Origin of the sequence: Amycolatopsis sp. lyj-112, from assembly GCF_046549055.1 — a bacterium.
Classification (GTDB): Bacteria; Actinomycetota; Actinomycetes; order Mycobacteriales; family Pseudonocardiaceae; genus Amycolatopsis.
This window is the reverse complement of record NZ_JAJPWS010000006.1, coordinates 49,546-75,761: the sequence shown is the minus strand read 5'-3', so window position 1 is coordinate 75,761 and position 26,216 is coordinate 49,546. Positions and strand designations below refer to the sequence as shown.

The following is a 26,216-nucleotide window of genomic DNA, read 5'->3' as shown; positions in this document are numbered from 1 at the left end:
CATGCCGTACATTCAGGCCGGGTCACCGCACGGAACGCGCCGTGTGGCGGGGTGAGAATCAGCGAGGGGATTTCGATGAGCACTCCCTACGGCGAGCAGCCGCCGGGACAGCAGCCACCGCCCGGGTTCGGGCCTCCTCCGGGAGACGGCCAGCAGTCCGCGCAGCCGCAGCAGCCGTTCGGACAGCCACAGCAGTCTTCGCCGTTCGGGCAGCCGGGCCAGCAGCAGCCGCAGGCGCCGTTCACCCAGGCTCCCGGTGGGCCGCCGCCGTTCGGTCAGCCGCAGCCCGCCCCGTACGGCCAGATGAACCCGTACGGGGCGAGCCCGGACGCCTACGCCCACTGGGGCAAGAGGCTCGCCGCGATGCTGATCGACTTCAGCCCGATCCTCCTGATCTACATCATCGGCGGGATCTACTACCTGGTGACCAAGTCCGAAGCCAGCACCGCGCTGGGCATCGCCGGGATCGTCTTCATCGGTTTCAGCATCTGGAACCGATGGATCCTGATGGGCACCACCGGGCAGTCGCTCGGCAAGCGGTACCTGAAGATCAAACTCGTCAAGGAGACCACCGGCGCGCCGCTCGGCATCGGCATGACGATCGTCCGCGAGTTCTGCCACTTCCTCGACAACTTCCTCTTCGGCCTCGGCTACTGGTTCCCGCTGTGGGACCGGAAGCGGCAGACCTTCTCCGACAAGATCGTCGGGACGATCGTGCTCCCCGCCGCCACGAATCCCGACGATGTCCAGCCGTTCGGCGGGCAGCCGGGCTTCCCCGCGCAGCCTTCCCCCTTCGGCCAGCCGCCGCAGCAGTTCCAGCAGCCCCAGTCCGGCGCCTTCGGCCAGCCGCCGCAGCAGCAGTCGCCGTTCGGGCAGCAGCCGCAGCAGTCCCAGCCGTTCGGTCAGCAGCCCCAGCGGCAGTCCCCGTTCGGCCAGCAGCCGCAGCAGGCCCAGCAGAGCCCGTTCGGTCAGCAGCCGCAGGGAACCGCGGCGCCGTCGGCTGAGTCCCAGACTGAACCGGGCTTCGGCGAGGCCGAGCCGACACAGGTCCTCCGCCCGGGTTCGGGTCAGCAGGCCCCGTCCGGGTTCGACGAAGCCGAGCCGACGCAGAAGATCACGCCGGACCAGCTGAGGCAGCAGCTGCCCGGGGCGGACGGGCCGAACCAGCCCGGCACGTCGCAGCACTAGCACGGACCGGCGGGATCCACCCGCCGGGAGCACGACGAACAAGTGGGGAACCCGATGACCAACCCGTACGGCCAGCAGCCCGGTCAGCAGCCCGGCTACGGTCAGCAGCCTGGCCAGCAGCCTTATGGCCAGCAGCCTCCGCCCGGATACGGACCCCCGTCCGGTGCCACGCCCGCGCCGTACGGCCAGCCGTCGGGAGCCACCCCGATGCCTTACGGGCAGCCCTCGCCCTACGGTCAGCCTTCGCCGTACGGCCAGCCCGCGCCCTACGGCGCCCCGGGCGGCATGCCCGGTGGTGGCGGCGACATCAACTCGATCCCGGACTACAAGGGCTGGGCGATCGGCTGCATCTTCCTCTGCTGGATCATCGCGATCTTCGCGATCATGAAGTCCAACGAGGTCAACACGTACAAGATGCAGGGCAACTACGCCGCCGCCATGGACGCGTCGAAGTCGACGAAGACCATGTGCATGATCGCTTCGATCATCGGTGGCGTCGGCTGCCTGTTCTCCATTCTCTGGATCATCCTGGCCGCCGCGACCGCGTTCTAGCCCGGCCGTAAGACGAAAGAACAAAGAGGAAGACTTCGATGACCAACCCCTACGGTCAGCAGCAGCAGCCCTACGGACAGCAGCCCGGCTACGGGCCCCCGTCCGGCGGCATGCCCGCTCCCTACGGTCAGCCCGCGCCGTACGGCCAGCCCGCGTACGGCGCCCCCGGCGGTATGCCCGGTGGCGGCGGCGGTGACATCAACGCCATCAAGGACTACAAGGGCTGGGCGATCGGCTGCATCTTCCTCTTCTGGATCATCGCGATCTTCGCGATCATGAAGTCCAACGAGGTCAACACGTACAAGATGCAGGGCAACTACATGATGGCGGAGCAGGCGTCGAAGTCGACGAAGACGCTCTGCATGATCGCTTCGATCATCGGTGGTATCAGCTGCCTGTTCGCGATCGTGTGGGTCGTCTTCGTCGTCATTTTGGCGTCGTCGGCGTCCACCTACAGCAGCTGCTACGGCAGCTACTGCTGATTTCGGGGCGTACCACCCCGATGTCGTACCCAGGTGGGACGATGTCGGGGTGGTGAACCTCTATCGCGACACCGGAGTGGTGTTGCGGACGCACAAGCTGGGTGAGGCCGACCGGATCATCACCCTGCTGACGCGGCGGCACGGCAAGGTCCGTGCGGTCGCGAAAGGCGTACGCCGGACCTCGTCGCGCTTCGGAGCGCGGCTGGAGCCGTTCGGGCATGTCGACGTGCAGTTCTACACCGGCCGTTCCCTCGACGTGATCACCCAGGTCGAGACGGTCGACGCCTTCGCGCTGCCGCTGGTGGCCGACTACCAGCGCTACACCGCCGCGAGCGCCATCGCCGAGACGGCCGACAGGCTGTCGGCCGAAGAGGGCGAGCCGGTGCTCAAGCTCTACATGCTCGTCGTCGGAGCCCTCCGCGCGCTCGCCGGCGGTGAACGCGACAGTTCCCTCGTCCTCGACGCCTTCTTCCTGCGGGCCATGGCCTACGCCGGCTGGGCGCCCGCGATCACCGAATGCGCCCGGTGCGGCCTGCCCGGGCCGCACAAGGCGTTCAGCGTCTCGGCGGGCGGCTCGATGTGCCCGGACTGCCGGGTGCCCGGCTGCGTCCATCCCTCGCATGACGTCCTGACCCTGCTCGCGGCGCTCCTGCACGGGGAATGGCCGGTGGCCGAGGCCTCGCAGCCGGTGCCACGGCGGGACGCGTCCGGCCTGGTCGCGGCGCATCTCCAGTGGCACCTGGAGCGCCAGCTCAGGTCGCTGCCGCTGGTGGAGAGGCGTGCGCGGGAGAGCACCACCCCGGCGCAGTAGGGTCGCAGGCACAGATTCACTCGATCAGGAGGCTGGCGAAGGTGCTGCGCAGGGGACGCGAGAACAAGGCGTCGCAATTCGAGCTTCGCGCGCCGGAGCCGCACCCGTCCGGAGCGCGGCCGCCGGAGATCCCCCAGGAGCTGCTCCCGAAGCACGTGGCGCTGGTGATGGACGGCAACGGCCGCTGGGCCAACCAGCGTGGCCTGCCGCGGATCGAGGGCCACAAGCGCGGTGAAGCGGTGATGATCGACGTCGCCAGCGGTGCCGTGGAGCTGGGCGTGAAATGGCTTTCGGTGTACGCGTTCTCCACCGAGAACTGGAAGCGCAGCCCGGAAGAGGTCCGCTTCCTGATGGGCTTCAACCGCGACACCATCCGCCGCCAGGTCGACTATCTCGGCTCGATCGGCGTCCGCATCCGCTGGGCGGGCCGCCGCCCGAAGCTGTGGGCGAGCGTCATCAAGGAACTGCAGGTCGCCGAAGAGAAGACCAAGAACAACACGGCGCTGAACATGACCATGTGCGTCAACTACGGCGGCCGGGCCGAACTGGCCGACGCGATGCGCCGGATCGCGCAGGACGTCGCCGACGGGACACTGAAACCGGACAAGGTCACCGAGAAGACCATCGGGAAGTACCTCTACCAGCCCGACATGCCGGACGTGGACCTGTTCCTGCGGCCGTCGGGGGAGCAGAGGACGTCGAACTTCCTGCTCTGGCAGTCGGCCTACGCCGAAATGGTCTACCAGGACACGCTGTTCCCCGACTTCGACCGCACCCACCTGTGGCGGGCGTGCCTCGAATTCGCGAAACGGGATCGTCGCTTCGGCGGCGCTATCGATCAAGCTTCGGAAGGAAGCGCATGACCACCGAAGCGGCGGACACGGCGGCTTTGCTCACCTCCGCGCGGGAAGCTCTCGAGCGCTACCTCGAAGTCCATGTCGACGACGACGGCGCGTTGACCTTCTCGCACGCGGACGTCCCCTGCGTCATCCAGGCGACCCGGCTGGCCGAGGGCCTCACCGTGCTGAGCCTGACGTGCGTGGTGGCCTGGGATCTGCCGGACGACCCGGCGATCGCGGTGTCGGCGGCGGAACGCGCCGGGCAGGGCCTGTTCGGGACGCTCGGGGTGGTCCGCTCGGAGAAGGGGATCGACATCACGCTGCGGTACGCGTTCCCGGCCGAGGGCATGGACGCCTCGCCGCTCGGGACGCTGCTCATGCTGGTCGTGTCCACGGCGTCGCAGCTGCGCTCCGATCTTCTGGGCACCGCACCCGGGGACTGACCGTCTCCACACAGGGTCACCTGGCATCATCTCGCGCATGGAAACCATTTCCAGAAGCGCCCCGGAGAAGAAGCCGGCCCGGCGGTTCAAGGTCACCTCGATCGAGGTGCTCTGCGCGATCCTGCTGATCGCGATCCTCGGGCAGAGCTGGCTCCAGCAGGTGTTCGACGTGCCCGCGCTGCGCACCGGCTCGACGGTCTTCGTGGCCGTCTGCGTGCAGGCGCTGCCGTTCCTGGTGCTCGGGGTGCTGATCAGCGGCGCGATCGCGGCGTTCGTGCCCGCGCGGGTGCTGGAAAAGGTGCTACCTCGGCGAGCGGGCGCCGCTGTCGGCGTCGCGGGTTTGGCCGGTGTCGCGTTGCCCGGCTGTGAGTGCGCTTCCGTGCCGGTGGCGCGACGGCTGATCGGCCAGGGCGTCGCGCCCGCGGCCGCGCTGACGTTCCTGCTCGCCGCGCCCGCGGTGAACCCGGTGGTGCTGGTCGCCACGGCGGTGGCGTTCCCCGGCAACCCGGAGATGGTGTTCGCCCGGTTCGCCGGTTCACTCGCCACGGCGATGGTGATGGGCTGGCTGTGGGCGAAGTGGGGCAAGCTCGACTGGATCGCGGAGCGGGCGTTGCGGCGCCTGCCGGAGGTTCAGCACGGTTCGCGCTGGAAGACCTTCGCCGAGACGGCGCGGGGCGATCTGGTCGAGGCCGGTGGCTTCCTCGTGCTCGGCGCGATGATCGCGGCCGCGATGAACGTGCTGGTGCCCGCCAAATGGTTCGGGGTGCTGGGGGAGCAGATCGTGCTCGGGGTGCTGGTGATGGCCGTGCTCGCCGTCGTGCTCGCCCTGTGCAGTGAGGCCGACGCCTTCGTCGCCGCGTCGCTGACCGCGGTGCCGCTGCTGCCGAAACTGGTGTTCCTGGTGGTCGGGCCCGCCATCGACGTGAAGCTGTTCGCCCTGCAGACCGGCACGTTCGGCAAGTCGTTCGCGCTCCGGTTCGCGCCGGTGACGTTCGTCGTCGCGCTCAGCTGCGCCACCGTCTCGGGCGTGCTCATCCTCGGAGGTGGCGTGTGAAACGCGAGACCCAGAACATCCTGCTGATCCTGCTCGGCGGGGCGCTGCTCAAGATCACCATCAACGGCGACTACCTGCGCTACGTCAAACCCGCGCAGCAGCCGTGGATCATCGCCGGCGGCGCCGTGATGGTCGCGCTGGGCACCGTCGCGATCCTCCGCGACCTGCTGGCCGCGCGGGCCGCCGCCGTCCAGGCCGATTCCGCCGGGGACGTCCACGCGCACGACCACAACACGCGTTCGGCGTGGCTGCTGATGGTGCCGGTGCTGGCCGTCTTCCTGGTCGCCCCGCCCGCGCTGGGCGCCGACTCGGTGACCCGCACCGAGGCCAGGGCGCCGCAGAGCGCCGCGGCCGGCAACGCGGCCGCCTTCCCGCCGCTGCCCGCCGGTGACGTGGTGCCGCTGGAGGTCAACGAGTTCGTCAGCCGCGCGGGCTGGGACAAGAGCGGCACGCTGAACGGGCGCACGGTGAAGCTGTCCGGCTTCGTCGTGCACAACGAGGGCAACACGATGCTGGCCAGGCTCGTCATCGGCTGCTGCGCGGCCGACGCCTTCCCGATCACCGTACGGCTGGTGGGGGAAGGCGTCTCGGGCTTCGGCAACGACACGTGGCTGGAGGTGACCGGCATGGTCGTCCCCGGGACCGCGGTCCGGGAGAACAGCTACATGCCCGACTTGACGCTCACTTCGGTGCTGCAGATTCCGGCGCCGAAGGACCCGTACGAGTACTGACCGGATGCTATGAACGACTCGTTCCTTGCAAAATTTGCAAGGAACGAGTCGTTCATAGCACCGGGGGTCAGTGGTTGGAGCAGGTTCCGACGATCTCCACCGTGTGGCTGATGTCGGCGAAGCCGTGCTCGGAGGCGATCTTCTCGGCCCATCGCTCGACGGCGGGGCCCTCCACCTCGACGGTGCTGCCGCAGATCCGGCACACGAGGTGATGGTGGTGGTGTGAGGAGCACCGCCGGTAGATGGCCTCGCCGGTGTCGGTGCGCAGCACGTCGATCTCGCCGGCCTCCGACAGCGACTGCAACGTCCGGTACACCGTGGTGAGCCCGATGCCGTCACCGCGTTTGCGCAGCTCGTCGTGCAGTTCCTGGGCGGACCGGAAGTCGTCGATCTCCTTGAGCAGTTCGACCACGGCGGACCGCTGTTTCGTCGACCGGCGTCCCGGCACCGGTGCGGAACTGTTGGCCGTGGTGGGGCTCATGCTCACTTTCCCTCCTGAACGTGGGCTACGGCGTCCACCACGATATGCGCAAGGTGATCGTCGACCAGCCGGTACACCACCTCACGGCCGCGTCGCTCACCCTGGACGACGCCCGCGGTCTTCAGCACCCGCAGGTGCTGGCTGATCAGCGGCTGTGCAACGTCGAGGGTGTCCACCAGTTCGTGCACGCACCGATCGGCGCTGCGCAGCTGCAGGACGATGGCGATGCGCACCGGCGCGGCGAGCGCCCGGAGCAGGTCACCGGCGTCCGCGAGGACGGCTGTCGAGGCCGACGCCGCGGGTTCCGCGGGAGGACGGGCGGACGAATGCGGTCCGGAGTCCTCCGTGAAGCCAGGGGCGGCCGAGTCCGGGGTCGCCGTAGCCATCGCCGCCTCCAAGTTCATCATGATTTCCGAAGTCATTGCCAGTAACAGTCCTCGCCATCTTAGTGTTCCCGGCCCCAGTGGTCTGTTCGCCGACCGGGCGACCACCTGGCGGCGTCGTTACTACTCCATTCGGGTGGCTTCGCAAAGAAATGACCATTCCGCTTCGCATGTGGTCGCCAACGATGCAAGGTTGTCGCGGAGCGTTTGGTCGCTTCTCGTACGCTGACGACCGCGCTCGGAGGGCGCCCGGAGAGGCAGTTGGGGAGACATGACTCGTTTCGTGACGAAGCTGGCCGCCGCTACGGCGGCCTTCGCTTTCGTATCGGTTCCGGGGCTCGCCTCGGCGCAGACGACACAGGCCGTGGATGAGAAGACCGGACCCGTGTCGTTCGCGAACATCGCGTCGGTGCGCATCGGGAACTCCGGATCGCTGATCACCGAGACCCAGCGTTCGCCGCTGACGCCCGGACAGTCGAAACTTTCCCCTGATCGCAGCGTCGTCCCCCGGGACGAGGGCGAGAAGAAGACCCTCGGCGCCAACTGGGCCATCAGCCTCGGCCGCTTCGGCGGCCAGAGCCCGTACCCGGCCGGTATCGCCAGCCGTGATCACAACGTGCTCGCTGCGCTTCAGCAGACCACAGTGCCGACGGCGGCCGCCGAGAGCAACTATGCCCTGAGCGACAACGGCCACGGCGGCGCGAAGCCGATCGACAACACCGTGCTGGTGATCGAGGGCGCCAAGAGCGCCGTCGACTGCAACGCGCCCGGCAAGGCGACGACGTCGACCAGCGCGTCCAGGATCTGGGTGCGCGACCAGAACGGCGACCTGAAGCAGTCCGGAAGCTCGGGCGTGGACGTCAAGGGCCTCAAGCTCGGCCCGCCGTCGAGCGTGCAGAACGAGAACGCCAGCAAGGACACCACCACCTCCGACCTGAGCGTGACCAGGGTGACCGCCTTCGACCAGCTGATCCGGCAGGACGGCTGGCGCAACGGCGAGGTCACCGCGGCCGCGGGCTGGAAGCTGGAGATCGTCACGCATGTGCGCGACGCGGCGAACAAGGACCTGCGTGAAGCCCGTACGACCATCGTGCTCGGCGGCGTGAGCTGCTCGATCCCGAAGAACTTCGTGGCGAAGCCCGCCGGCGGAACGGGACCGGGCGCGGCGCCCGAACAGCCGGCGGTGCCGGGGACCGTGCCCGCGGGCGGGATCCCGCCGCAGGTCGACGACCCGACGCGGACCGTGGTCGGGCTCGGGCTGCTGGGCGGCGGCATCGTGATCGGTGCCGCGGCCATGCTGCTCCACCGCCGTCGCAAGCCCGTTCCGGTCCGGGAGAAGTAGCGTTCCGTGCGGAACTGGCCGGCGGGACTTTCCGCCGTCGTGTCCGCGCTCGCCATCGCCGCGGGCGTGATCGTGCTGACCTGGGTGCCGCCCGAACAACCGGTTTCGCAGTCCGAACCCGCCGTCCTGATGGGGGAGGAAGGCGCGCCCTTGGCGCTGCCCGCGGACAGTTCGACGCGCGGACAGCGGCCGGGCACCCTCCGCCTGCCCGAAGGCGGGATGGCGAAACTCATCCGCTCCGAGGTCAACGGGGACGGCGTCCTCCCGATCCCGCGCGGCCTCCAGGACGCCGCCTGGTGGGGTTCGCGGCTCGGCGCCGAGTCCGGGGCGTCGCTGATCTCCGGGCACGTCAACTGGGGCGGTGCCAAAGGCCCGTTCGACGAACTGTGGCGGATCCAGGACGGCCAGGAGGTGACCGTCGCCGACGCGGCGGGCGGGATCTGGATCTACCGCGTGCGCGAGATCGTCACCGTGCACAAGAACGACCTGCCCGCGCAGGCGCCGAAGCTGTTCGCCCAGAACGGGCCGCACCGGCTGGTCCTGGTGACCTGCGGCGGCGACTACCTCGGCGGGACCGACGGCTACCGGGACAACCGGGTCATCGTCGCGACCCCCGTTTCCGGCCCTCCCGCCTGACCCTCCTCTCCCGCGTTTCGTCCTCTAGTTGCGGTACTTGCGCGGGCAACTACCGCAACTAGAGGACGAAACGCGGGAAGTCGGTGCAACCCTCGTCAGCCCGCGTCGCGTGTCTAGCGACACCGGCCGTTCCGGCGGCTTGAAGCGAGCGAGGAGTAATACCCGATGGTGGGACAGTTCGACGTAAAGAACGCTGCGGACGCAGGCGAGGTGCAGTCGAAAAAGCGTTCTGGCCTGGGATGGATCCTCGCGTGCGCCGGAGTCTTCGTGGTGGCGGCCTTGGTCGCGGTGTTCGTGTTCACCGGAAAGGATGACCCGGTCAGCGCGGCCGGCGGCAACCTGGCGAACACGTCGGCGGTAGCGGCACCCGACGCCCCGGCCGCGGACCAGGGCCAGGAGCCCGGCACGGTCAAACTTCCCGGCGGTGGCACGGCCAAGCTGATCCGCAAGGAGCTGACCGCCGACGGGACCCTCCCCATTCCCGAGGGCCTCGACGAAGCCACCTGGTGGGGCTCGAAACTGGGCGCCGAGCAGGGCGCTTCCCTGCTTTCCGGGCATGTGAACTGGAAGGGCAAGAAGGGCCCGTTCGACGAGCTGTGGCGGCTCAAGACCGGACAGGACGTCAGTCTCGTCGACACCGACGGTGGCAAATGGGTCTACAAGATCAGCGAGATCGTCACCGTGCACAAGACGAAGCTGGCCGAGCAGTCGGAGAAGCTGTTCGGGCCGGACGGCCCGCACCGGCTGGTGCTGGTCACGTGCGGTGGCGAGTACGTCGGCGGGACGGACGGTTACGAGGACAACCGCATCGTCACCGCGTCCTTGGTCAGCGGGCCCTGACCCGTTCCAACCTCGCCGGAGGTCGTGCGGGGACGGGCGGATAGGCTTGTCGTTCCAGTCCTTACCCGTCCCCGCATGCTTCGGAGCGTGGAGTGCCCTCCAACACCATTGAGACCGTCGTCAGCCTTTGTAAGCGTCGAGGCTTCGTTTTCCCGTGTGGAGAGATCTACGGCGGTACCAAGTCGGCGTGGGACTACGGGCCGCTCGGGGTCGAACTCAAGGACAACATCAAGCGCCAGTGGTGGAAGACCGTCGTGCAGAGCCGCGACGACGTCGTCGGCCTCGACTCGTCGGTGATCCTGCCTCGCCAGGTCTGGGTCGCGTCGGGTCACCTCGACGTGTTCACCGACCCGCTGATCGAATGCCTCTCGTGCCACAAGCGCTTCCGCGCCGACCAGCTGGCCGAGGACTTCGCCGCGCGTACGGGCAAGGCGACGACCGAGGACGACCTGTCCGACGTCCCGTGCCCGAACTGTGGCAACCGCGGCGAGTACACCGCCCCGCGTGACTTCAACATGATGCTGAAGACCCACCTCGGCCCGGTCGAGTCCGAGGAGGGCGTGCACTACCTCCGTCCGGAGACCGCGCAGGGCATCTTCATCAACTTCCTCAACGTGCAGACGACCGCGCGGAAGAAGCCGCCGTTCGGCATCGGCCAGATCGGCAAGTCGTTCCGGAACGAGATCACGCCGGGCAACTTCATCTTCCGCACGCGCGAGTTCGAGCAGATGGAGATGGAGTTCTTCGTCGAGCCGGGCGAGGACGAGACCTGGCACCAGTACTGGATCGACCAGCGCACCGACTGGTACAAGGACCTCGGCATCAACCCCGAGAACCTGCGCCACTACGAGCACCCGAAGGAAAAGCTCTCCCACTACTCGAAGCGCACCGTCGACATCGAGTACCGGTTCGCGTTCAACGCGGGCCAGGAGTGGGGCGAGCTCGAGGGCATCGCGAACCGCACCGACTACGACCTCACGACGCACTCGAACAACTCCGGCGTCGACCTGTCGTTCTTCGACCAGGCCTCGAAGCAGCGGTTCCGCCCGTTCGTCATCGAGCCCGCGGCCGGTGTCGGCCGGTCGATGATGGCGTTCCTGGTCGACGCGTACCACGAGGACGAGGTCCCCAACGCCAAGGGCGGCGTCGACAAGCGCGCCGTGCTGAAGCTGGACTACCGGCTCGCGCCGTTCAAGGTCGCCGTGCTTCCGTTGTCCCGCAACGCGGATCTCACGCCGAAGGCGCGCGACGTCGCGGCGACGCTGCGCAAGCACTGGAACGTCGACTTCGACGACGCCGGCTCGATCGGCAAGCGGTACCGGCGCCAGGAAGAGATCGGGACGCCGTTCTGCGTCACCGTCGACTTCGACACCCTCGACGACCTCGCGGTGACCGTGCGGGAGCGCGACACCATGGCGCAGGAGCGGGTCGCGATCGACAAGCTCGAGGCTTACCTGGCCGGTCGCCTGATCGGCTGCTGAAGTCGCTCGGCCAATGCTATGAACGGCCCGTTACTTGCAAAATTTGCAAGTAACGGGCCGTTCATAGCGTTTCCGGGACCCCACCCCTGACAACTGTCACCCTCAGGTCGTGACGCGCGGCCCACGGCCCGAAGGCCTCGCCGCGTCAAGCTCGAAGCATGCGAGAACAAGACATCGCCGCTGGGGCGGCAGTACACCTTTCGGAGCTGCGTAAGCACTACGGCGACGTCCACGCCGTCGACGGCGTGGACCTCACGATCGCGCCGGGCGAGGTGGTCGCGCTGCTCGGCCCGAACGGTGCCGGCAAGTCCACCACCGTCGACATGATCCTGGGGCTCACCAGGCCCGATACCGGCACCGTGACCGTCTTCGGACGGAAGCCGGGTGACGCGGTCGGCGACGGGATGATCGGCGCGATGCTGCAGGGCGGCGCGCTCGTCGAAGACCTCACCGTCGCCGAGACCGTCGGCATGGTCGCGGCGTTGCACCGCAAGCCCATGCCCGTCCGTGACGCGCTGCGCCGCGCCGGGGTCGAGGACATCGCGAACCGGCGTTCCACCCGGCTTTCCGGTGGGCAGAAGCAGCGGGTGCGGTTCGCCGTCGCGCTGGTGAGCGACCCCGACCTGCTGGTCCTCGACGAGCCGACCGCCGCGATGGACGTCGGGACGCGCCGCGAGTTCTGGAAGTCGATGTACGAGTTCACGAATTCCGGCCGCACCGTCCTGTTCGCCACCCACTATCTCGAAGAGGCCGAGGAATTCGCCGATCGTGTCGTGCTGATGCGGTCGGGGCGGATCGTGGCGGACGGTTCGGTCGCGCAGGTCCGTGCGCTGGCAGGGGGACGCACGGTCCGCGCGGTCGTGCCCGCGGCGGCGGAGGCGGTGATCGCGGGGCTGCCCGCGGTCACCGGGTTCGAACTTCGCGGCGACCGCGTCACCATTTCCACGTCCGATTCCGACGCCACGCTCAGGGCGTTGATGACCCGGATTCCCGAAGCGCACGACATCGAGATCAGCGCCGTCGGCCTCGAAGGCGCCTTCCTTTCGCTGACCACAGACAAGAACGAGGAATTCGCCCGATGAACCCGACCTATCTCAAGATCGAGGTCGTCCGGACCTTCCGCTCGACGCGGTTCGTGCTCTTCGCGATCGCCTTCCCGGTGGTCATGTTCCTGTTGCAGTCCAACGTCTTCGGCTCCGCCGAGATCAACATCGCCGCGGTGATCATGGTCAACATGATGGTCTTCGGCACCTTCTCGGCGGCCATGACCAGCGGCGGGAAACTCGCGCTGGAACGCTCGATCGGCTGGCAGCGACAACTGCGGCTGACACCGTTGAGCGGGGCCGGATACCTGGGCGGCAAAGCGCTGTCGGCGATGCTCGTCGCGCTTCCGTCGCTGATCCTCGTGCCACTGGCCGGCGTGTTCCTGCAGGACGTCCACCTCGGCCCGGCCGCGTGGCTCAGGCTGGTCCTGGGCATCTGGCTCGGTGCGATCCCGCTGGTCCTGCTCGGCCTGCTGCTGGGCCAGTTCGGCACGCCGGACTCGATGCAGCCGGTGTCGATGGTCGTCACGATGACCATGGGTTTCCTCGGCGGCGTCTTCATCCCGATCGACGCGATGCCGTCCTGGATGAGCGACCTCGCCCAGCTGACCCCGACGTACTGGCTGATCCAGCTGGTCCGCCCGGCCGTCACCGACCATCTGACGGTGAGTTTCCCGGCCGCGCTCGGCGTGCTCGCGGCGTGGACGGCGGTCCTCGGGGCGCTGGTGATCAGGCGTTACCGTAAGGACAGTGCGCGGGTCTGAGAAGGGTGAACCGGTGAGCGACTACCCGGGCAGGGTCAAGACGGGCTTGAACAGCCGCGAGAACTGGTGGTCGGACATGCCGCCGCGCACCGGCCGGGGACCCAGGCCGGTGCCGTGGGCCGCCCTCAGCATCGCCTTCCTCCTGCCGGTCCTGGTCCCTGCGGCGCATGACCTCTTCACCGCCGGGGCGACCGGGAAAGAGCTGGTGATCGCCGGTCTCCTGGTCGTCTACGGTGCCTGCTACGTGCTGTTCCCGGTCGTCCTGCGGCCTTCCCGGCGCCGGATGACCTACGTCCTTTCGGTGGGGATGCTGCTCATCGGCATCTCCCTGACCTTCCTGCACGGGGGCAACCCGTACGTCCTGATCTACGCGACGGCGGTGCTGGCCTTCACCCTGCCACCGGCGTGGGCGGTGATCCTGGACGGCGGGACCCTGCTGCTGGTGCTGGGTGTCCAGGTGCTCGGGAACCAGGACTTCGGTGACGTCGTGGCGGTCGCCTCGATCACGGCGGCCATGTTCTTCATGGCGAACCTGGTCCGCGCGGTGCGGAAACTGGAGGCGGCGAACCGGGAGATCGCGACGCTCGCGGTGGCGGGCGAGCGGGAGCGCCTGGCGCGCGACCTGCACGACATCCTCGGCCACAGCCTCACCACCATCACGGTGAAGGCCGGGCTGGCCCGCCGGCTGCTGGAAAGCGGCCAGGACGACGGCCGCGCGATCGAGGAGATCCGCGAGGTCGAAGGCCTGACCCGCAGCGCGTTGTCGGATATCCGCGCGACCGTGTCGGAGTACCGCGAGGTGTCGCTCTCGGCAGAACTCGCCGGGGCGCGGGCGGCGTTGCGGGCGGCCGAGATCGACGCCGACCTGCCGCGTGCGGTGGACAACGTCGATCCCGGCCTGCAGCGGACCTTCGGGTACGTCCTGCGCGAGGCGGTCACCAACGTGCTCCGGCATTCCGGGGCGAAGCGGGTGAAGGTCCGCTTCGGCCACACCTGGCTGGAGATCGAGGACGACGGCCAGGCCGGTGAGGCTCCGGCCGGGAACGGCCTGCGCGGGCTCACCGAACGCCTGGAGGCCGTCGGAGGGACTTTGAAGGCCTCCGCGCGGCCTGACGGAGGATGGCTCGTCCGGGCCGAGGTACCGGCCACCACTGTGGCGGGCGACGCGCGTGCGCCGTTCGCCGAACCCGCTGGAGGCTGCGCGTGATCCGGGTCCTGCTCGCCGACGACCAGGCGATGGTGCGCGGCGCCCTGGCCACGGTGCTCGGCCTCGAAGCCGACATCGAAGTGGTCGCCCAGCTCGGTTCGGGCGACGAAGTTCTGGCCAAGGCCAAGGAGACGAGCCCGGACGTCGCGTTGCTCGACGTCCAGATGCCGGGCAAGGACGGGCTCGAAGCGGCCGCCGAACTGCACCGCGCGCTGCCGTCGTGCCGGATCATCATCTGCACCACCTTCGGCAGGCCCGGCTATCTCGCGCGGGCGATGGCGGCCGGGGCCGCGGGATTCGTGGTCAAGGACGCCCCGCCGGAGCAACTCGTCGACGCCGTCCGGAGAGTCCACAGTGGACTCCGGGTGGTCGATCCCGCGCTCGCCGCCGAATCGCTCGCCACCGGCGCCAGCCCGCTCACCGGACGCGAACACGACGTCCTCAAGGCGGCCGAGGACGGCAGCACGGTGGCCGACGTCGCCCGTGCGCTGCACCTCTCCGAAGGCACCGTGCGCAACCATCTTTCCGCCGCGATCGGCAAGACCGGCGCCAGGACCCGGGCCGAAGCGGTGCGGCTCGCGGAAGAACACGGCTGGCTCTGAGATCACTCCGCGCTTCTGAGAGAATCACTTCCGTGAGTAACGCCGAACGGACGAAACCCACACGCGCGCACTGGGTGCGCCGGATCGTGGCGGGCGTCCTGCTGGTCGTCTTCGCGGTGATCGGCGGCACGGCGTTCCGCGTCTGGCAGGTCGCTCGCGAGGACGTGCGCGATCAGGCCGACGTCATCGTGGTCCTCGGCGCGGCCCAGTACAACGGCAGGCCGTCGGAGATCTTCCAGTCGCGGCTGGCCAAGGCGAAGTCGCTCTACGACCAGGGCGTCGCCAAGACGATCGTCACCTCGGGCGGCAAGAAGGCCGACGACAACTTCACCGAGGCCCAGGCCGGCGCGCTGTGGCTGCGCAAGCGCGGGGTCCCCGAGTCGGCCACTCTCGCGGTCGGTGAGGGCAGCGACACGCTGCGCAGCCTGAAGGCTGTCGCCGAGCAGGTGCAGAAACGGGGCTGGAAGACGGCCGTGCTGGTCAGCGACCCGTGGCACTCGTTCCGCGCCCGGATCATGGCCGACGACCTCGGCCTGGAGGCCTGGACCTCGCCCACCCATCGCGGCCCCATCGTGCAGGCCCGCGAGACGCAGGCCCGCTACATCGTCCGCGAGACCGGGGCGCTGCTGTACTACCGGCTCACGAAGTCCCCGGCGGACGCCCTGTAGGTCTGAGTGGCGGTGAGTGTCGGTGCTCACGCTTAAGCTGGCACCGTGAGCGACACCTACACCGAGGCCGACCGGGCGCGGCTGCTGCCCGAGCGGCCCAAGGGCGCCGCGCTGAAAGGCGCGGAAGACGGGCGGAGTCCCTTCGCCCGTGATCGCGCGCGGGTGCTGCACTCGGCGGCGCTGCGGCGGCTGGCCGGCAAGACCCAGGTGGTCGGACCGGGTGAAGGTGCCGAGGTCAGCGGCGTCCCGCGCACGCGGCTGACACATTCGCTGGAGGTCGCGCAGATCGGCCGGGGGATCGCCGACGAACTGGGCGCGGACCCGGATCTGGTCGACACCGCCGGGCTCGCGCACGACATCGGGCACCCTCCGTTCGGGCACAACGGGGAGCGCGCGCTGAACGAGGTCGCGCAGTCGTGCGGCGGCTTCGAGGGCAACGCGCAGACGTTGCGGATCCTGACCAGGCTGGAGCCCAAGGTCCTGCTCGAAGGCGGGCCGGTGGGCGGGCTGAACCTGACCCGCGCCTGCCTCGACGCTTCGACGAAGTACCCGTGGCAGCGCGAAGAGGGCAATCCGAAATACAGCGTCTACGCCGACGACGCCGAGGTGTTCGCGTGGGTCCGCGAGGGGGCGCCGGAGCGTCGCACCTGCCTCGAAGCGCAGATCATGGACTGGTCCGACGACGTCGCGTATTCGGTGCACGACGTCGAGGACGGGGTACTGGCGGGCCGGATCTCGTTGCAGGTACTGGCCGATCCGGAGGAGCGCGCGGCGATCGCCGAGGCGGCACTGCGGTTTTCGGACCAGTCGCAGTCCACTTTGGAGGGTGCGGCGAAGGAACTGCTCGACCTGCCGGTGGTCGAGGAACTCACCAGGCCGGGGCTCGACGGGTCGCTCAAGGCACAGGTCGCCTTGAAACGGCTGACGAGCGAACTGGTCGGCCGCTTCGCCACGGCGGTCGTCGGCGCGACGCGGGCGGTGTACGGCGAGGGCCCGCTGCGTCGCTACGCCGCGCAGCTGGTCATCCCGGAGCAGGTCGCGGCCGAGGTCGCGCTGTTCAAGGCACTCGCGCTGCGGTACGTGATGAGCGACAGGCGGCGGCTGGCGATGCAGGACGGCCAGCGCCAGACGGTCTCTGAACTGGTCGAGGCCCTCTGCCGTCGCGCGCCGGCGTCGCTGGACGGCCTGTTCCTGCCCGCGTGGGAGGCGGCCCCGGACGACGCGGCCCGCCAGCGCGTGGTCGTCGACCAGGTCGCGTCGCTCACCGACGCCCAGGCCCACGCGTGGCACGCCTGGCATACGGGCCGTCACGGCTGAAACGGAACTTTCGGACAGGAGACGGACAGGCCCGTGCACGGTACGGTCTGCGGCATGGGCGCTGTCGAAAGCCACCTTCGGTTTGGTCTGGACCTCTACCGGGTGCTGGCGAGCCGCGCGGAGAACGCGTGCTTCTCGCCGTACTCGATCGCGAGCGCGCTCGGCCTGGTCACGCAGGCCGCGAAAGGCAAGACCAGAGACGAACTGGTCGCGCTGCTCGGTGACCCGGACGAGCTGGCCGACCTGCTGGGCAAGGCCTCGTCGCTGCTCGACGACGGCCCCGAACTCGCGGTCGCGAACACGCTCTGGGCTTGGGACGGCCTCCCCCTCGAAGACTCCTTCCGTAAGGAACTCGCGACCTGGCCCGGCGGCAAGGTCGCGAGCGCACCGTTCGGCGACGATCCGGAAGCCGCCCGGCGGCTGATCAACGCCGACGTCGCCGAGGCGACCCACGACCTGATCCCCGAACTGCTGCAGCCGGGCACGGTCGCGCCGGACACCGTCGCCGCGATCGTCAACGCGCTGTATCTCAAAACCGCCTGGAACAACCCGTTCTCGCGTGACAACACCGCGCCCGCGGACTTCCACGCGCCGTCCGGAACCCGTACGGTGCCGACGATGTGGCTCGAAAAACAGCTCGACCACACCCACGAGGACGGCTGGCAGGTCGTCCGGCTCGGCGCCGAGGGCGGGGTGGAGGCGATCGTCCTGCTCCCGGACGGCGACCTCGACGACGCGGACCTCGATGCCGGGAAACTGGCCGGTCTGCTGGAGAACACGCGTTCCAAGACGCTCAGCCTCTCGCTGCCGAAGCTCGAGCTCGACGTCGCCAGCCCGCTGACGGAGAAGCTCCAGGAACTCGGTGTGCGCACCATGTTCACCGCACGCGCGGACCTCACCGGGCTCGCCGACGACGACCGCCTGGAAGTGTCGGAGGTCGTCCACCAGTCGGTGCTGCGCATCGACGAACAAGGCCTCGAAGGCGCCGCCGCGACGGCGGTGCTGATGCGGCTGACGTCGATCATGGTCGACGAACCCCTCGAGGTCGCCGTCGATCGCCCGTTCCTCCTGCTCGTGCGGCATGCCTCCACGGGTGTGATCTACTTTCTCGCCCGCGTAGTCGAGCCGTGAGGATGGTCAGTGAGTCTTTTCCAGGCTGAGGCGGCGGCCGTGGAGGCCGAGGAGACTCCCGTGAGACCTCGCCGGTTTTCCGGTGCCGACGCCGCCATCATGGGCGGCTTTCTGCTGTTCGCGTTCCTGCTCTACAACGGGCTCTGGCTCGATCTCGAAGAGGGCTATCTCTGGAACAGCGCTTCGGATCAGAATCTGTGGGAGTGGTTCTTCTCCGTCACCGCGGACAACGTGCTGCACCTGAACAATCCGCTCACCACGCACTTCCAGAACCATCCGCTCGGCGTGAACCTGATGGCCAACACGGCCATGCTCGGCATCGGCATCCCGCTGGCGCCGGTCACGCTCACCTTCGGCCCGACAGTCACCTGGGCGATCGCCCTCACCGGCGGCCTCGCCGGCACGGCGGCGGCCTGGTACTGGGTGTTCTCACGGCACCTGGTCACCCACCGGGTCGGCGCGGCGATCGGCGGCGCGTTCTGCGGGTTCGCCCCGCCGATGATCTCGCACGGCAACGCGCACCCGAACTTCGTCGCGTGGTTCGTCCTGCCGTTCATCGCGCTGCTGGTGTTCAAGATCGCCCGCGGCGAGCGCCCGGTCCGCAACGGGATCTTCCTCGGCCTGCTCGCGGCGTATCAGATCTTCCTCGGCGAAGAGCCGCTGCTGATCTTCGCGATGGCGTTCGCGTTCTTCGCCATCACCTACTTCGCGACGAACCACCGCGAATTCCGCGCGATGGCGAAACCGCTCGGCGTCGGCATCGGGATCGGCGTCGCGGTGGCGCTGGTCCTGGCCGCGTATCCGTTGTGGTGGCAGTTCTTCGGCCCGCAGAGCTACCAGGCGATCGAACACGGCCCGGTCGGCAACGACACGGCCGCGTTCACCCGGTTCGCGACGCAGTCGGTCGCCGGGCAGGCGCAGGCGGCCGCGGACGTTTCGATGAACCGCACCGAAGAGAACGCCTTCTTCGGCTGGCCGCTGATCGTGCTGATGGTGATCATCACCGTCTGGCTGTGGCGCGAGGTGTTCGCGCGGGCGCTGGCGGTCTCGATGTTCGTGATGGCCTGGCTTTCCCTGGGTGTGCAGCTGATCGTGGTGCACGAGGAGACCGGGGTCCCGGGGCCCTGGAAGCTGTTTTCGGAACTGCCGCTGTTCGAATCGCTGCTGGAATCCCGACTGGCGATGGGGTGTATCCCGCTCATCGGCGCCCTGCTCGCGCTGGCCACCGAGCGCGTCTACACCGCCGCGTCGAAACTGCCCGAAGTACCGGGGGAGCGGCGATTCCCGTTGCGGCTGCTGTGGATCGGCGTCGTCATCGCGGTCCTGCTGCCGATCGCGCCGACCCAGCTGATCGTCAAGGACCGCCCGCCGACGCCGCGCTTCCTCGCCGAGGGCACCTGGCGGACCTACGTCGCGCCCGGCGGCACCGTGGTGCCCGTGCCGTTGCCGAGTTCCGGCGAATCCGAGCCGCTGCACTGGCAGATCGACGCGGACCTCGGCTACTCGATGCCGGAGGGCTACTTCGTCGGCCCGAGCGGCCCGGACGACAAACGCGGCCGCTACGGCGCCATCCAGCGGCCGACGTCGATCATCTTCGACCAGATCAAGCAGACCGGCGTCCCGGCCACGATCACCGAGGCACAGCGGATCCAGGCGCTGGAGGATCTGCGCTACTGGAACGCCGACGTGCTCGTCCTGATCCCGCGCGAACACCAGGACGCCTTCCGCACCACGGTGGACCTGCTGCTGCGGAAGCCGGGGGAGTTCATCGACGGCGTCTGGATGTGGGACGTCCGGACCATCACACCCTGACCCCGCGCGGCTCGTCGCAGTCCGTGAAGGCCCCCTTCCCTACCTTGAGGGTAGTGAAGGGCCTTCACTACCTGGAAAAGCGTGAAGGACCCCTTCCCTTCGCTGAGCCGAGTGAAGGGGTCCTTCACGCGGCGAAGGTGTGGTTCCTGGTGACGGTGTGACGAACGTGGCGATCGCGCAGTCCGTGAAGGCCCCCTTGAGGGACTCTGAGTCCCTCAAGGGGGCCTTCACGGACCACAGGGACAAGGCGCACGTCTTGACCAGTAGCAAGTAGAGGACTAATCGCGGGACGATTCATGCCCTGAGAGGCGAGATCGGCGTCACTGTCACGTCCGCGCGAGCGGTCTCGTCCTCTTCGTGAACGCACCTTTCACGAGGAGGACATCATGCCGCGCATTCCCGCCGTCAAGACCGCCGAAGCCGGCTTCCTGCTGAAGCTGATCTACAAGTTCGCCGGGAAGCGCTTCGGTGCCGTGCCCGAGCCGATGGCGGTCTCCGCGCACCACCCGGCGTTGTTCCGGGCCAGCGGCGTGCACGAACTGTTGGTGGAGAAGGCGAGCAAGAGCGTGCCGGCGAACGTCCGCGAGCTGGCCGTCTACCGGGTCGCGACGCAGCTCGGCTGCTCGTGGTGCATCGACTTCGGGACCATGTTGCAGGTGCACGAAGGGCTCGACATCGAGCGGCTGAAGAACATCGACGACTACGCGAAGTCGCCCGCCTTCACCCACCAGGAGCGGCTCGCGCTCGCTTACGCCGACGCGATGACCGTGAGCCCGGTGACCGTCACCGACGAGCAGGTCGCCGAACTGGAACGTGAGTTCGGCCGCAAGGGCGTAATCGAGCTGACCTACCAGATCGGGCTGGAGAACATGCGCGCCCGCGTGAACAGCGCGCTCGACATCACCGCGCAGGGCTTCACCTCGGGCGACGCCTGCCGCGTCCCGCTGCCCTGACCCTGAGCAATTAGTCCTCTAGTTGCGGTAGTTGCGCGTGCATCTACCGCGACTAGAGGACGAAACGCGTCAGGGGCCGACGCGGGTCTTCGCGTCCGTCAGCTTGTCCGGGTTCGCCATGTCGTAGATCGCGACGATCTGCCCGTCCCGGATGACGAACGCGTCGACGTGCTCGTCGAGCGCCCGGTATTGCCCCGAAGCCGCCTGAGGCGGGAGGTACATCCCGACGTCGCCGTTGACCAGCGCGAACCGCCCCTGTTCGAGCCCGGCCGGGTCGTACATCCGCATGAGGCCCTGGAACAGCCGGGTGACCTTGTCGAAGCCGGAGACCGTGTGCACCGCCGTGCGCGCCTTGCCGCCGCCGTCGCCGACGAGGACGACGTCCGGGTGCAGCACCTCGGCGACGGCCTGGATGTCGCCGGTGAGCATCGCGGCCATGAACTTCTCGATGATGCGCTGCTGTTCGGCCAGGGCCGTGCGGGGCGGCGGATCGGCGTCGGCGACCGCGCGGCGGCCGCGGGAACCGTGCTGGCGCGCGGCTTCCGGGGTGCAGCCCAGGATCTCGGCGATCTCACCGAAAGGCACCGAGAACGCGTCGTGCAGGACGAACGCGACACGCTGCTCGGCGGTCAGCCGGTCGAGCACGACCATCGCGGCCATCCGCATCCCGTCGTCGCGGACGACGACGGCCAGCGGGTCTTCCGACGACGGCGAGCCCAGCGGGCCGAGGACCGGTTCGGGCAGCCATTCCCCGACGTACCGCTCGCGCCGCACCACCGCCGACCGCAACCGGTCCAGGCAGATCCGGCTGACGACCGTGGTGAGCCACCCCTTGTGGTCCTCGATCGCCGAACGGCGGGGCTCGTCCATGCCGCTGAGCCGCAGCCAGGCCTCCTGGACCGCGTCCTCGGCGTCGGTCAGCGCTCCGGTGAGCCGGTAGGCGACCGAGACCAGGTGGGGGCGCAGGGCGGCGAAGCCTCCGGCGAGTTCGTCGAGAGCGGTGCTCATTCCCCGAGTGTGCCGCACAGGGCTCCGGGACGAAGAACTAGTGGTCACCATCGGAAGTCCTCCGAGGGTCTCGACGGCCCAGGTTCCCGCTGGCCGCCCGGCCGCGAGGCCCGAGTACAACCCCGGTACGAGGACCTCGCGGCCGCACGCCCCAGCGGAAACCTGGATCCGCCGAATACCCCCGAAGGACTTCCGATGGCAACCACTAGAGTGGGGGTGTGGCAGGACTGATTCGGGAGAGCGACATCGCGGAGGTGCGCGAGCGTAACCGAATCGACGAGGTCATCGGTGACTACGTGGCCCTGCGCAGCGCCGGCGGCGGCAGCCTGAAGGGGCTTTGCCCGTTCCACAACGAGAAGACCCCCTCGTTCAACGTGCGCCCCACCCACGGGACCTTCCACTGCTTCGGCTGTGGCGAGGGCGGCGACGTGATCAAGTTCATCCAGAAGATGGACCTCATCTCGTTCGTGGAGGCCGTCGAGCGGCTCGCGGACCGCGCCGGATTCCGGCTGACCTACGAAGGCGGCGGCGGAAGTGTCCAGCGCGACCGCGGCACCCGGGCCCGGCTGATCGAGGCGCACCGCGCCGCCCAGGAGTTCTACGCCGAGCAGTTGCTCACCCCGGACGCGCGCGCGGCGCGGGACTTCCTCTCCGAGCGCGGTTTCGACTCCGCGGCCGCGAAGACGTTCGGCTGCGGCTACGCGCCGGGCGGCTGGGACAAGCTCACCAAACACCTGCTCACCCGTGGCTTCGAGGTCAAGGAACTGCTCACGGCCGGCTTGTGCAAGGAGGGCCAGCGCGGCCCTATGGACCGGTTCAACCGGCGGCTGCTCTGGCCGATCCGCGACGTCGGCAACGAGGTCGTCGGGTTCGGCGCGCGCCGGTTGTTCGACGACGACCGCGTCTCGGCGAAGTACCTGAACACCGCCGAATCGCCGATCTACAAGAAGTCGCACGTGATGTTCGGCCTCGATCTGGCCAAACGCGAGATCGCGAAACGGCACCAGGTCGTGGTGGTCGAGGGCTACACCGACGTGATGGCGATGCACGCCTCCGGGGTTCCGACGGCCGTCGCGTCGTCGGGAACGGCGTTCGGCGAGGACCACATGAAGGTCCTCCGGCGGCTGATGATGGACGACGACGCCTTCCGCGGCGAAGTGATCTTCACCTTCGACGGTGACGAAGCGGGCCAGAAGGCGGCGCTGAAGGCTTTCGAAGGCGACCAGACCTTCGCCGGGCAGACCTACATCGCGGTCGCTCCCGACGGCATGGATCCCTGCGAACTGCGGCTCGCCAAGGGCGACGGCGCGGTGCGCGACCTGGTCGCGCGGCGGATCCCGCTGTTCGAATTCGCGATCAAGAGCATGCTCAAGGCCTTCGACCTCGACTCCGTCGACGGGCAGGTCGCGGCGCTGCAGAAGACCGTGCCAATGGTCGCCGGCATCAGGGACCGGGCCAGCCGTGACGGCTACGCGTCGAAACTCGCCTGGTGGGTCGGCTGGCAGGATGCGGCTCAGGTGGTCAACCGGGTTCGCGGCAGCGCGGGCGCGGTGGCGAAACGTTCCGCCAACGCCGAGGCCCGCCGCCCCGCTCAGGCGGCGACTCCCGCCATGGAAGAGGACCTGCCGCGGCCCGCTCCCGGCGATCCGCGGTTCATCGCCCAGCGTGAGGCGCTCAAGGCCGCGCTGCAGCAGCCGATCCTCGCCGGGGCGGAGTACGACGCGCTGCCCGAGGACGCGTTCACTCACCCGGTGTACGCCGCCATCCACAAGGCGCTGCTGTCCGCCGGTGGCGCGGGTTCCGGGCTGACCGGAGCCGCCCTGCTCGGCGCGGCCACCCCGCACTGTCCACAAGGGACCGTACGGCGGGTGCTCAGTGAACTTTCGGTGGAACCGTTGCGCGCCAAGGGCGAGGTCGACTCGCGCTATATCTCCGCGCAGCTCGCGGCCGTGCAGGAGAGTCTGGTCGGCCGCCAGATCAACGAGATCAAGTCGAAGCTCCAGCGGCTTTCCCCGGTCGAGGCGCCCGATGACTACCGTGCGCTGTTCGGCGACCTCGTCGCCCTCGAGCAGTACCGGAAGGCGCTGAAGGAACAGGCCATCGGCGGATCGGACTGAGTGCTCATGGGCTGGCTGCGTCACCTGTTCGGCGACCGTGTCCCCGCGGATTTCGAGGGTGAACTCGACGACGGCGAGCACGTCGTCGGAAGCGCCCCGGTCGACGGCGGCGGGTATCTGCTCGTCACCCAGTTCGGCCTGTGGATCCCCGCCGAGGCGGGGCCGCGCCGGGTCGGCTGGCATCTGGTCGGCAAGGCGGCCTGGGCGGACGGGACGTTCACCCTGACCGAGTCCGAGGAGGCAGGCGTCGCCGGGAAGGCCGTGCTGCTGGCGGACAAGAACCCGGTGCGGTTCAAGCTGCCCCGGCCGGGCAAGGTGCCGTTCCTGGTGCGCCAGCGGGTCGACGGTTCGGTCCGTGAACGGCATCGGAAGGACCTCGGGACCGGGGGAGCGTGGTTCGTCGAGCGCAAGGTCCCGGGCCGGGACGGCACGGTGCTGCAGGTGCGCTCCGATCCGGGCACCGACGTCGAGGTGATCAAGGCGATCGCCGAGGAAGCGGCGGAGAAACTGGCCAACCCCCGCGGCTAGCAGTACGCTCGTACTGTATCGCTTGGGAGGCGCCATGTGGGATCCGGTCAAGTACCTCGACTACGCCGACCTTCGGGCGCGGCCGTTCTACGACCTCATCGGGCGGATACCGGCCACCGCGCCGCGCCGGGTGGCCGACCTCGGCTGCGGCCCTGGAAACCTGACCGCGGACCTGGCGCGACGCTGGCCGGACGCGATCATCGAGGCGAGTGACAGTTCACCCGAAATGGTCGAGGCCGCGCGCTCGCGAGGCGTCGACGCGCGGGTCCTTGACGTCAGCGACTGGGTGCCCGAGCCGGACACCGACGTGGTCGTCTCGAACGCCGTGCTCCAGTGGGTGCCGGAGCATCGTGTCCTGCTGCGCCGCTGGGTGGACCTCCTGCCGTCCGGGGCGACGCTCGCGATCCAGGTCCCGGGCAACTTCGACGCCGCTTCGCACGCCCTGGTCCGCGAACTCGCGCGGACCGAGGAGTGGGCTCCGCGCCTCGCCGACGTCGTCCTGCGGGAGAACGAGGCCGTCGACAGCCCTCTCGGCTACGGGAACCTGCTCGCCGACGCCGGATGCGCCGTCGACGCCTGGGAGACCACCTATCTGCAGCGGCTGTCCGGGGAGGACGCCGTGCTGGAGTGGATCACCGGAACCTCGCTCCGGCCGGTCAAGGAGGCGCTGCCCGGGGCCGACTGGGACCACTTCCGGGTACAGATCGCCAGGGAGCTGGACGAGGCCTACCCGCCGCGCCGTGACGGGACCACCTGGTTCGAGTTCCGGCGCGTGTTCGTGGTCGCCACGGTGCCCTGACGGCCCGAAGGGGCCCTCTGCCGCGTCGTATGCGGCGAAGGGCCCCTTCGGCTCGATCAGGGCACTGGTCAGCGCTGAGACCGCCCGAACGTCTCACCGACCTTGGCACGGGCGACCCCGGCTGCGCCCTGCACCATGGGGTGGTCGGCGATCTTGCGGTAGGTCCGCACGATCTGCTCGTACCGCCCCCGGCCGGCCTTCGCGCCCAGCACATAGCCCGCGGCCGCGCCCAGCAGGAACATCTTCATCCGAGTCCACGCCTCCGTTCGATCTTGCTCCGGCTGTCATTGTCCCTCAAAAACCGACTTTGACGAGGTCGCTCCGAAACTGGGGGGTGGGTGCACGGTCGGCGGAGGCCATCGGCTAAAGTTCTCTCATCGGTCGGAGCGATTGGCCGGTGCGAGCACGATCCCCTGTAGCTCAACTGGCAGAGCATTCGGCTGTTAACCGGAGGGTTCTTGGTTCGAGTCCAAGCGGGGGAGCAAAAGCCCAGGCCACAGGCCTGGGCTTTTTCGTGTCTGGACGCTAGGGGCGATTTAGTGTCGATTTTGACGTTCGTCCAACGACAGCCTGTCGACCTGTTGACCGCGCAGTTGGCGTGATCGCTGATGGGCTGGCCCGTCACGACTTCTGTAACCCGTGCGTCGCCTTCGTAGGGCTGGTCGCTGCCAGGCGCGACACGCTGGAGTGTTCCGGCTTGATGATCAGTGGCCGACGTAGCCTGCGGAGGCGGAGCAGGGTGCCAGTCGTCGACCTGGCAACTCCGACGAGTTCATCGGGCGCGCAATACAGGCCTGGACTGGTGGCGAGCCCTCTGACGTGTCAACTTCCTACCTGGCTGTTGCTCGTCCGTTTGACGCATCGCGGCTCAACCCTGCCGATTCCTCGACACCGCGGTGAACGGATCCGCTGTACCACCTGATCGCGCATGTCGGGCTCTGGTGTGGGGAGGCCAGCGGGCAGCGCCGGTCGGACATGTATCTGGACGCGGCGACGCTGGAGGG

Annotated in this window: 28 protein-coding genes and 1 tRNA gene; 25 read left to right on the top strand and 4 right to left on the bottom strand. The window is 68.8% G+C overall.

Annotation, left to right across the window (positions count from 1 at the left end):
* The first annotated feature begins 75 nt into the window (after window positions 1–75).
* Genes ACLJRL_RS21500 through ACLJRL_RS21465 form a run of 8 tightly spaced genes read left to right on the top strand, consistent with a single transcriptional unit; the run spans window position 76 to window position 6,100 of the window.
* On the top strand, window positions 76–1,188 hold the full coding sequence (locus tag ACLJRL_RS21500) for an RDD family protein (RefSeq protein ID WP_410658029.1): 1,113 nt from the start codon (window positions 76–78) through the stop codon (window positions 1,186–1,188).
* 54 nt (window positions 1,189–1,242) lie between these two features.
* Window positions 1,243–1,740 (top strand): CD225/dispanin family protein, encoded by a 498-nt coding sequence (locus ACLJRL_RS21495; RefSeq protein ID WP_410658028.1) that lies wholly within the window; start codon window positions 1,243–1,245, stop codon window positions 1,738–1,740.
* A 38-nt stretch (window positions 1,741–1,778) separates the two neighbouring features.
* Window positions 1,779–2,222 (top strand): CD225/dispanin family protein, encoded by a 444-nt coding sequence (locus ACLJRL_RS21490; protein WP_410658027.1) that lies wholly within the window; start codon window positions 1,779–1,781, stop codon window positions 2,220–2,222.
* A gap of 49 nt (window positions 2,223–2,271) precedes the next feature.
* Window positions 2,272–3,033: a DNA repair protein RecO gene (gene recO, locus ACLJRL_RS21485; RefSeq protein WP_410658026.1), complete on the top strand. Its 762-nt coding sequence runs from the start codon at window positions 2,272–2,274 to the stop codon at window positions 3,031–3,033.
* Between the two features lie 41 nt (window positions 3,034–3,074).
* Window positions 3,075–3,896 (top strand): isoprenyl transferase, encoded by an 822-nt coding sequence (locus ACLJRL_RS21480; protein ID WP_410658025.1) that lies wholly within the window; start codon window positions 3,075–3,077, stop codon window positions 3,894–3,896.
* A complete protein-coding gene (locus tag ACLJRL_RS21475) occupies window positions 3,893–4,315 on the top strand; it encodes a hypothetical protein (RefSeq protein ID WP_410658024.1) in 423 nt (140 codons plus the stop codon). Before ACLJRL_RS21480 ends, ACLJRL_RS21475 begins: the two co-directional genes overlap by 4 nt.
* Window positions 4,316–4,352: 37 nt before the next feature.
* Entirely contained in the window at window positions 4,353–5,369 is a 1,017-nt protein-coding gene (locus ACLJRL_RS21470; RefSeq protein WP_410658023.1) for a permease, read from the top strand.
* Window positions 5,366–6,100: a TIGR03943 family putative permease subunit gene (locus tag ACLJRL_RS21465; protein ID WP_410658022.1), complete on the top strand. Its 735-nt coding sequence runs from the start codon at window positions 5,366–5,368 to the stop codon at window positions 6,098–6,100. Before ACLJRL_RS21470 ends, ACLJRL_RS21465 begins: the two co-directional genes overlap by 4 nt.
* Before the next feature lie 67 nt (window positions 6,101–6,167).
* On the opposite strand, the gene ACLJRL_RS21460 is transcribed toward ACLJRL_RS21465, so the two are convergent.
* Window positions 6,168–6,581 carry a Fur family transcriptional regulator gene (locus ACLJRL_RS21460; RefSeq protein WP_410658021.1) on the bottom strand — a complete coding sequence of 138 codons (414 nt, stop codon included), beginning with the start codon at window positions 6,579–6,581 and terminating at the stop codon, window positions 6,168–6,170.
* Window positions 6,582–6,583: 2 nt separating this feature from the next.
* On the bottom strand, window positions 6,584–6,967 hold the full coding sequence (locus ACLJRL_RS21455) for an ArsR/SmtB family transcription factor (protein ID WP_410658020.1): 384 nt from the start codon (window positions 6,965–6,967) through the stop codon (window positions 6,584–6,586).
* Between the two features lie 268 nt (window positions 6,968–7,235).
* Here ACLJRL_RS21455 and ACLJRL_RS21450 point away from each other — a divergent pair, with 268 nt between their 5' ends.
* From ACLJRL_RS21450 to ACLJRL_RS21390, 13 genes are all read left to right on the top strand, one after another.
* Window positions 7,236–8,306 carry a hypothetical protein gene (locus ACLJRL_RS21450; protein ID WP_410658019.1) on the top strand — a complete coding sequence of 357 codons (1,071 nt, stop codon included), beginning with the start codon at window positions 7,236–7,238 and terminating at the stop codon, window positions 8,304–8,306.
* 6 nt (window positions 8,307–8,312) lie between these two features.
* A complete protein-coding gene (locus tag ACLJRL_RS21445) occupies window positions 8,313–8,942 on the top strand; it encodes a class F sortase (protein ID WP_410658018.1) in 630 nt (209 codons plus the stop codon).
* Window positions 8,943–9,107: 165 nt separating this feature from the next.
* Entirely contained in the window at window positions 9,108–9,782 is a 675-nt protein-coding gene (locus ACLJRL_RS21440; protein ID WP_410658017.1) for a class F sortase, read from the top strand.
* Between the two features lie 92 nt (window positions 9,783–9,874).
* On the top strand, window positions 9,875–11,263 hold the full coding sequence (locus ACLJRL_RS21435) for a glycine--tRNA ligase (RefSeq protein ID WP_410658016.1): 1,389 nt from the start codon (window positions 9,875–9,877) through the stop codon (window positions 11,261–11,263).
* A gap of 158 nt (window positions 11,264–11,421) precedes the next feature.
* Complete coding sequence (locus ACLJRL_RS21430) at window positions 11,422–12,345, top strand: ABC transporter ATP-binding protein (RefSeq protein ID WP_410658015.1); 924 nt, start codon at window positions 11,422–11,424, stop codon at window positions 12,343–12,345.
* The gene (locus ACLJRL_RS21425; protein ID WP_410658014.1) at window positions 12,342–13,070 is read left to right on the top strand and encodes an ABC transporter permease; all 729 of its coding nucleotides are present in this window, start codon (window positions 12,342–12,344) and stop codon (window positions 13,068–13,070) included. Before ACLJRL_RS21430 ends, ACLJRL_RS21425 begins: the two co-directional genes overlap by 4 nt.
* Before the next feature lie 13 nt (window positions 13,071–13,083).
* Window positions 13,084–14,277: a sensor histidine kinase gene (locus ACLJRL_RS21420; RefSeq protein WP_410658013.1), complete on the top strand. Its 1,194-nt coding sequence runs from the start codon at window positions 13,084–13,086 to the stop codon at window positions 14,275–14,277.
* Window positions 14,274–14,879 carry a response regulator gene (locus ACLJRL_RS21415; RefSeq protein WP_410658012.1) on the top strand — a complete coding sequence of 202 codons (606 nt, stop codon included), beginning with the start codon at window positions 14,274–14,276 and terminating at the stop codon, window positions 14,877–14,879. Before ACLJRL_RS21420 ends, ACLJRL_RS21415 begins: the two co-directional genes overlap by 4 nt.
* A 32-nt stretch (window positions 14,880–14,911) precedes the next feature.
* Window positions 14,912–15,547 (top strand): YdcF family protein, encoded by a 636-nt coding sequence (locus tag ACLJRL_RS21410; RefSeq protein WP_410658011.1) that lies wholly within the window; start codon window positions 14,912–14,914, stop codon window positions 15,545–15,547.
* A 45-nt stretch (window positions 15,548–15,592) separates the two neighbouring features.
* Window positions 15,593–16,864: a deoxyguanosinetriphosphate triphosphohydrolase gene (locus ACLJRL_RS21405; RefSeq protein ID WP_410658010.1), complete on the top strand. Its 1,272-nt coding sequence runs from the start codon at window positions 15,593–15,595 to the stop codon at window positions 16,862–16,864.
* A 54-nt stretch (window positions 16,865–16,918) separates the two neighbouring features.
* On the top strand, window positions 16,919–17,995 hold the full coding sequence (locus ACLJRL_RS21400) for a serpin family protein (RefSeq protein WP_410658009.1): 1,077 nt from the start codon (window positions 16,919–16,921) through the stop codon (window positions 17,993–17,995).
* A gap of 9 nt (window positions 17,996–18,004) precedes the next feature.
* Window positions 18,005–19,807, top strand: coding sequence for a glycosyl transferase (locus ACLJRL_RS21395; RefSeq protein ID WP_410658008.1), 1,803 nt, complete (start codon window positions 18,005–18,007; stop codon window positions 19,805–19,807).
* 386 nt (window positions 19,808–20,193) lie between these two features.
* Complete coding sequence (locus ACLJRL_RS21390) at window positions 20,194–20,760, top strand: carboxymuconolactone decarboxylase family protein (RefSeq protein WP_410658007.1); 567 nt, start codon at window positions 20,194–20,196, stop codon at window positions 20,758–20,760.
* 69 nt (window positions 20,761–20,829) lie between these two features.
* Here the strand turns inward: ACLJRL_RS21390 and ACLJRL_RS21385 are convergent, their stop codons facing one another.
* Window positions 20,830–21,768, bottom strand: a complete 939-nt coding sequence (locus ACLJRL_RS21385; protein WP_410658006.1) for a sigma-70 family RNA polymerase sigma factor — start codon at window positions 21,766–21,768, stop codon at window positions 20,830–20,832.
* Window positions 21,769–21,986: 218 nt separating this feature from the next.
* On the opposite strand from ACLJRL_RS21385, the gene dnaG reads away from it, so the two are divergent.
* From dnaG to ACLJRL_RS21370, 3 genes are read left to right on the top strand one after another with little or no spacing between them, the layout of a single operon-like run.
* A complete protein-coding gene (gene dnaG / locus ACLJRL_RS21380; RefSeq protein WP_410658005.1) occupies window positions 21,987–23,885 on the top strand; it encodes a DNA primase in 1,899 nt (632 codons plus the stop codon).
* A 6-nt stretch (window positions 23,886–23,891) separates the two neighbouring features.
* On the top strand, window positions 23,892–24,413 hold the full coding sequence (locus ACLJRL_RS21375) for a hypothetical protein (RefSeq protein WP_410658004.1): 522 nt from the start codon (window positions 23,892–23,894) through the stop codon (window positions 24,411–24,413).
* A gap of 34 nt (window positions 24,414–24,447) precedes the next feature.
* The gene (locus ACLJRL_RS21370) at window positions 24,448–25,212 is read left to right on the top strand and encodes a trans-aconitate 2-methyltransferase (RefSeq protein WP_410658003.1); all 765 of its coding nucleotides are present in this window, start codon (window positions 24,448–24,450) and stop codon (window positions 25,210–25,212) included.
* 68 nt (window positions 25,213–25,280) lie between these two features.
* Here ACLJRL_RS21370 and ACLJRL_RS21365 read toward each other — a convergent pair whose 3' ends face one another.
* On the bottom strand, window positions 25,281–25,460 hold the full coding sequence (locus ACLJRL_RS21365; protein WP_410658002.1) for a hypothetical protein: 180 nt from the start codon (window positions 25,458–25,460) through the stop codon (window positions 25,281–25,283).
* Window positions 25,461–25,621: 161 nt separating this feature from the next.
* Here ACLJRL_RS21365 and ACLJRL_RS21360 point away from each other — a divergent pair.
* Window positions 25,622–25,694: transfer RNA gene (locus ACLJRL_RS21360), tRNA-Asn, on the top strand.
* Window positions 25,695–26,216 lie beyond the last annotated feature (522 nt).

Bases quoted from the DNA above. Each gene is read 5' to 3' on its own strand.
- ACLJRL_RS21500 (WP_410658029.1), top strand. From the start codon at position 76: ATGAGCACTCCCTACGGCGAGCAGCCGCCGGGACAGCAGCCACCGCCC.
- ACLJRL_RS21495 (WP_410658028.1), top strand. From the start codon at position 1,243: ATGACCAACCCGTACGGCCAGCAGCCCGGTCAGCAGCCCGGCTACGGT.
- ACLJRL_RS21490 (WP_410658027.1), top strand. From the start codon at position 1,779: ATGACCAACCCCTACGGTCAGCAGCAGCAGCCCTACGGACAGCAGCCC.
- ACLJRL_RS21475 (WP_410658024.1), top strand. From the start codon at position 3,893: ATGACCACCGAAGCGGCGGACACGGCGGCTTTGCTCACCTCCGCGCGG.
- ACLJRL_RS21470 (WP_410658023.1), top strand. From the start codon at position 4,353: ATGGAAACCATTTCCAGAAGCGCCCCGGAGAAGAAGCCGGCCCGGCGG.
- ACLJRL_RS21460 (WP_410658021.1), bottom strand. From the start codon at position 6,581: ATGAGCCCCACCACGGCCAACAGTTCCGCACCGGTGCCGGGACGCCGG.
- ACLJRL_RS21455 (WP_410658020.1), bottom strand. From the start codon at position 6,967: ATGGCTACGGCGACCCCGGACTCGGCCGCCCCTGGCTTCACGGAGGAC.
- ACLJRL_RS21450 (WP_410658019.1), top strand. From the start codon at position 7,236: ATGACTCGTTTCGTGACGAAGCTGGCCGCCGCTACGGCGGCCTTCGCT.
- ACLJRL_RS21440 (WP_410658017.1), top strand. From the start codon at position 9,108: ATGGTGGGACAGTTCGACGTAAAGAACGCTGCGGACGCAGGCGAGGTG.
- ACLJRL_RS21430 (WP_410658015.1), top strand. From the start codon at position 11,422: ATGCGAGAACAAGACATCGCCGCTGGGGCGGCAGTACACCTTTCGGAG.
- ACLJRL_RS21425 (WP_410658014.1), top strand. From the start codon at position 12,342: ATGAACCCGACCTATCTCAAGATCGAGGTCGTCCGGACCTTCCGCTCG.
- ACLJRL_RS21400 (WP_410658009.1), top strand. From the start codon at position 16,919: ATGGGCGCTGTCGAAAGCCACCTTCGGTTTGGTCTGGACCTCTACCGG.
- ACLJRL_RS21390 (WP_410658007.1), top strand. From the start codon at position 20,194: ATGCCGCGCATTCCCGCCGTCAAGACCGCCGAAGCCGGCTTCCTGCTG.
- ACLJRL_RS21385 (WP_410658006.1), bottom strand. From the start codon at position 21,768: ATGAGCACCGCTCTCGACGAACTCGCCGGAGGCTTCGCCGCCCTGCGC.
- ACLJRL_RS21375 (WP_410658004.1), top strand. From the start codon at position 23,892: ATGGGCTGGCTGCGTCACCTGTTCGGCGACCGTGTCCCCGCGGATTTC.
- ACLJRL_RS21370 (WP_410658003.1), top strand. From the start codon at position 24,448: ATGTGGGATCCGGTCAAGTACCTCGACTACGCCGACCTTCGGGCGCGG.
- ACLJRL_RS21365 (WP_410658002.1), bottom strand. From the start codon at position 25,460: ATGAAGATGTTCCTGCTGGGCGCGGCCGCGGGCTATGTGCTGGGCGCG.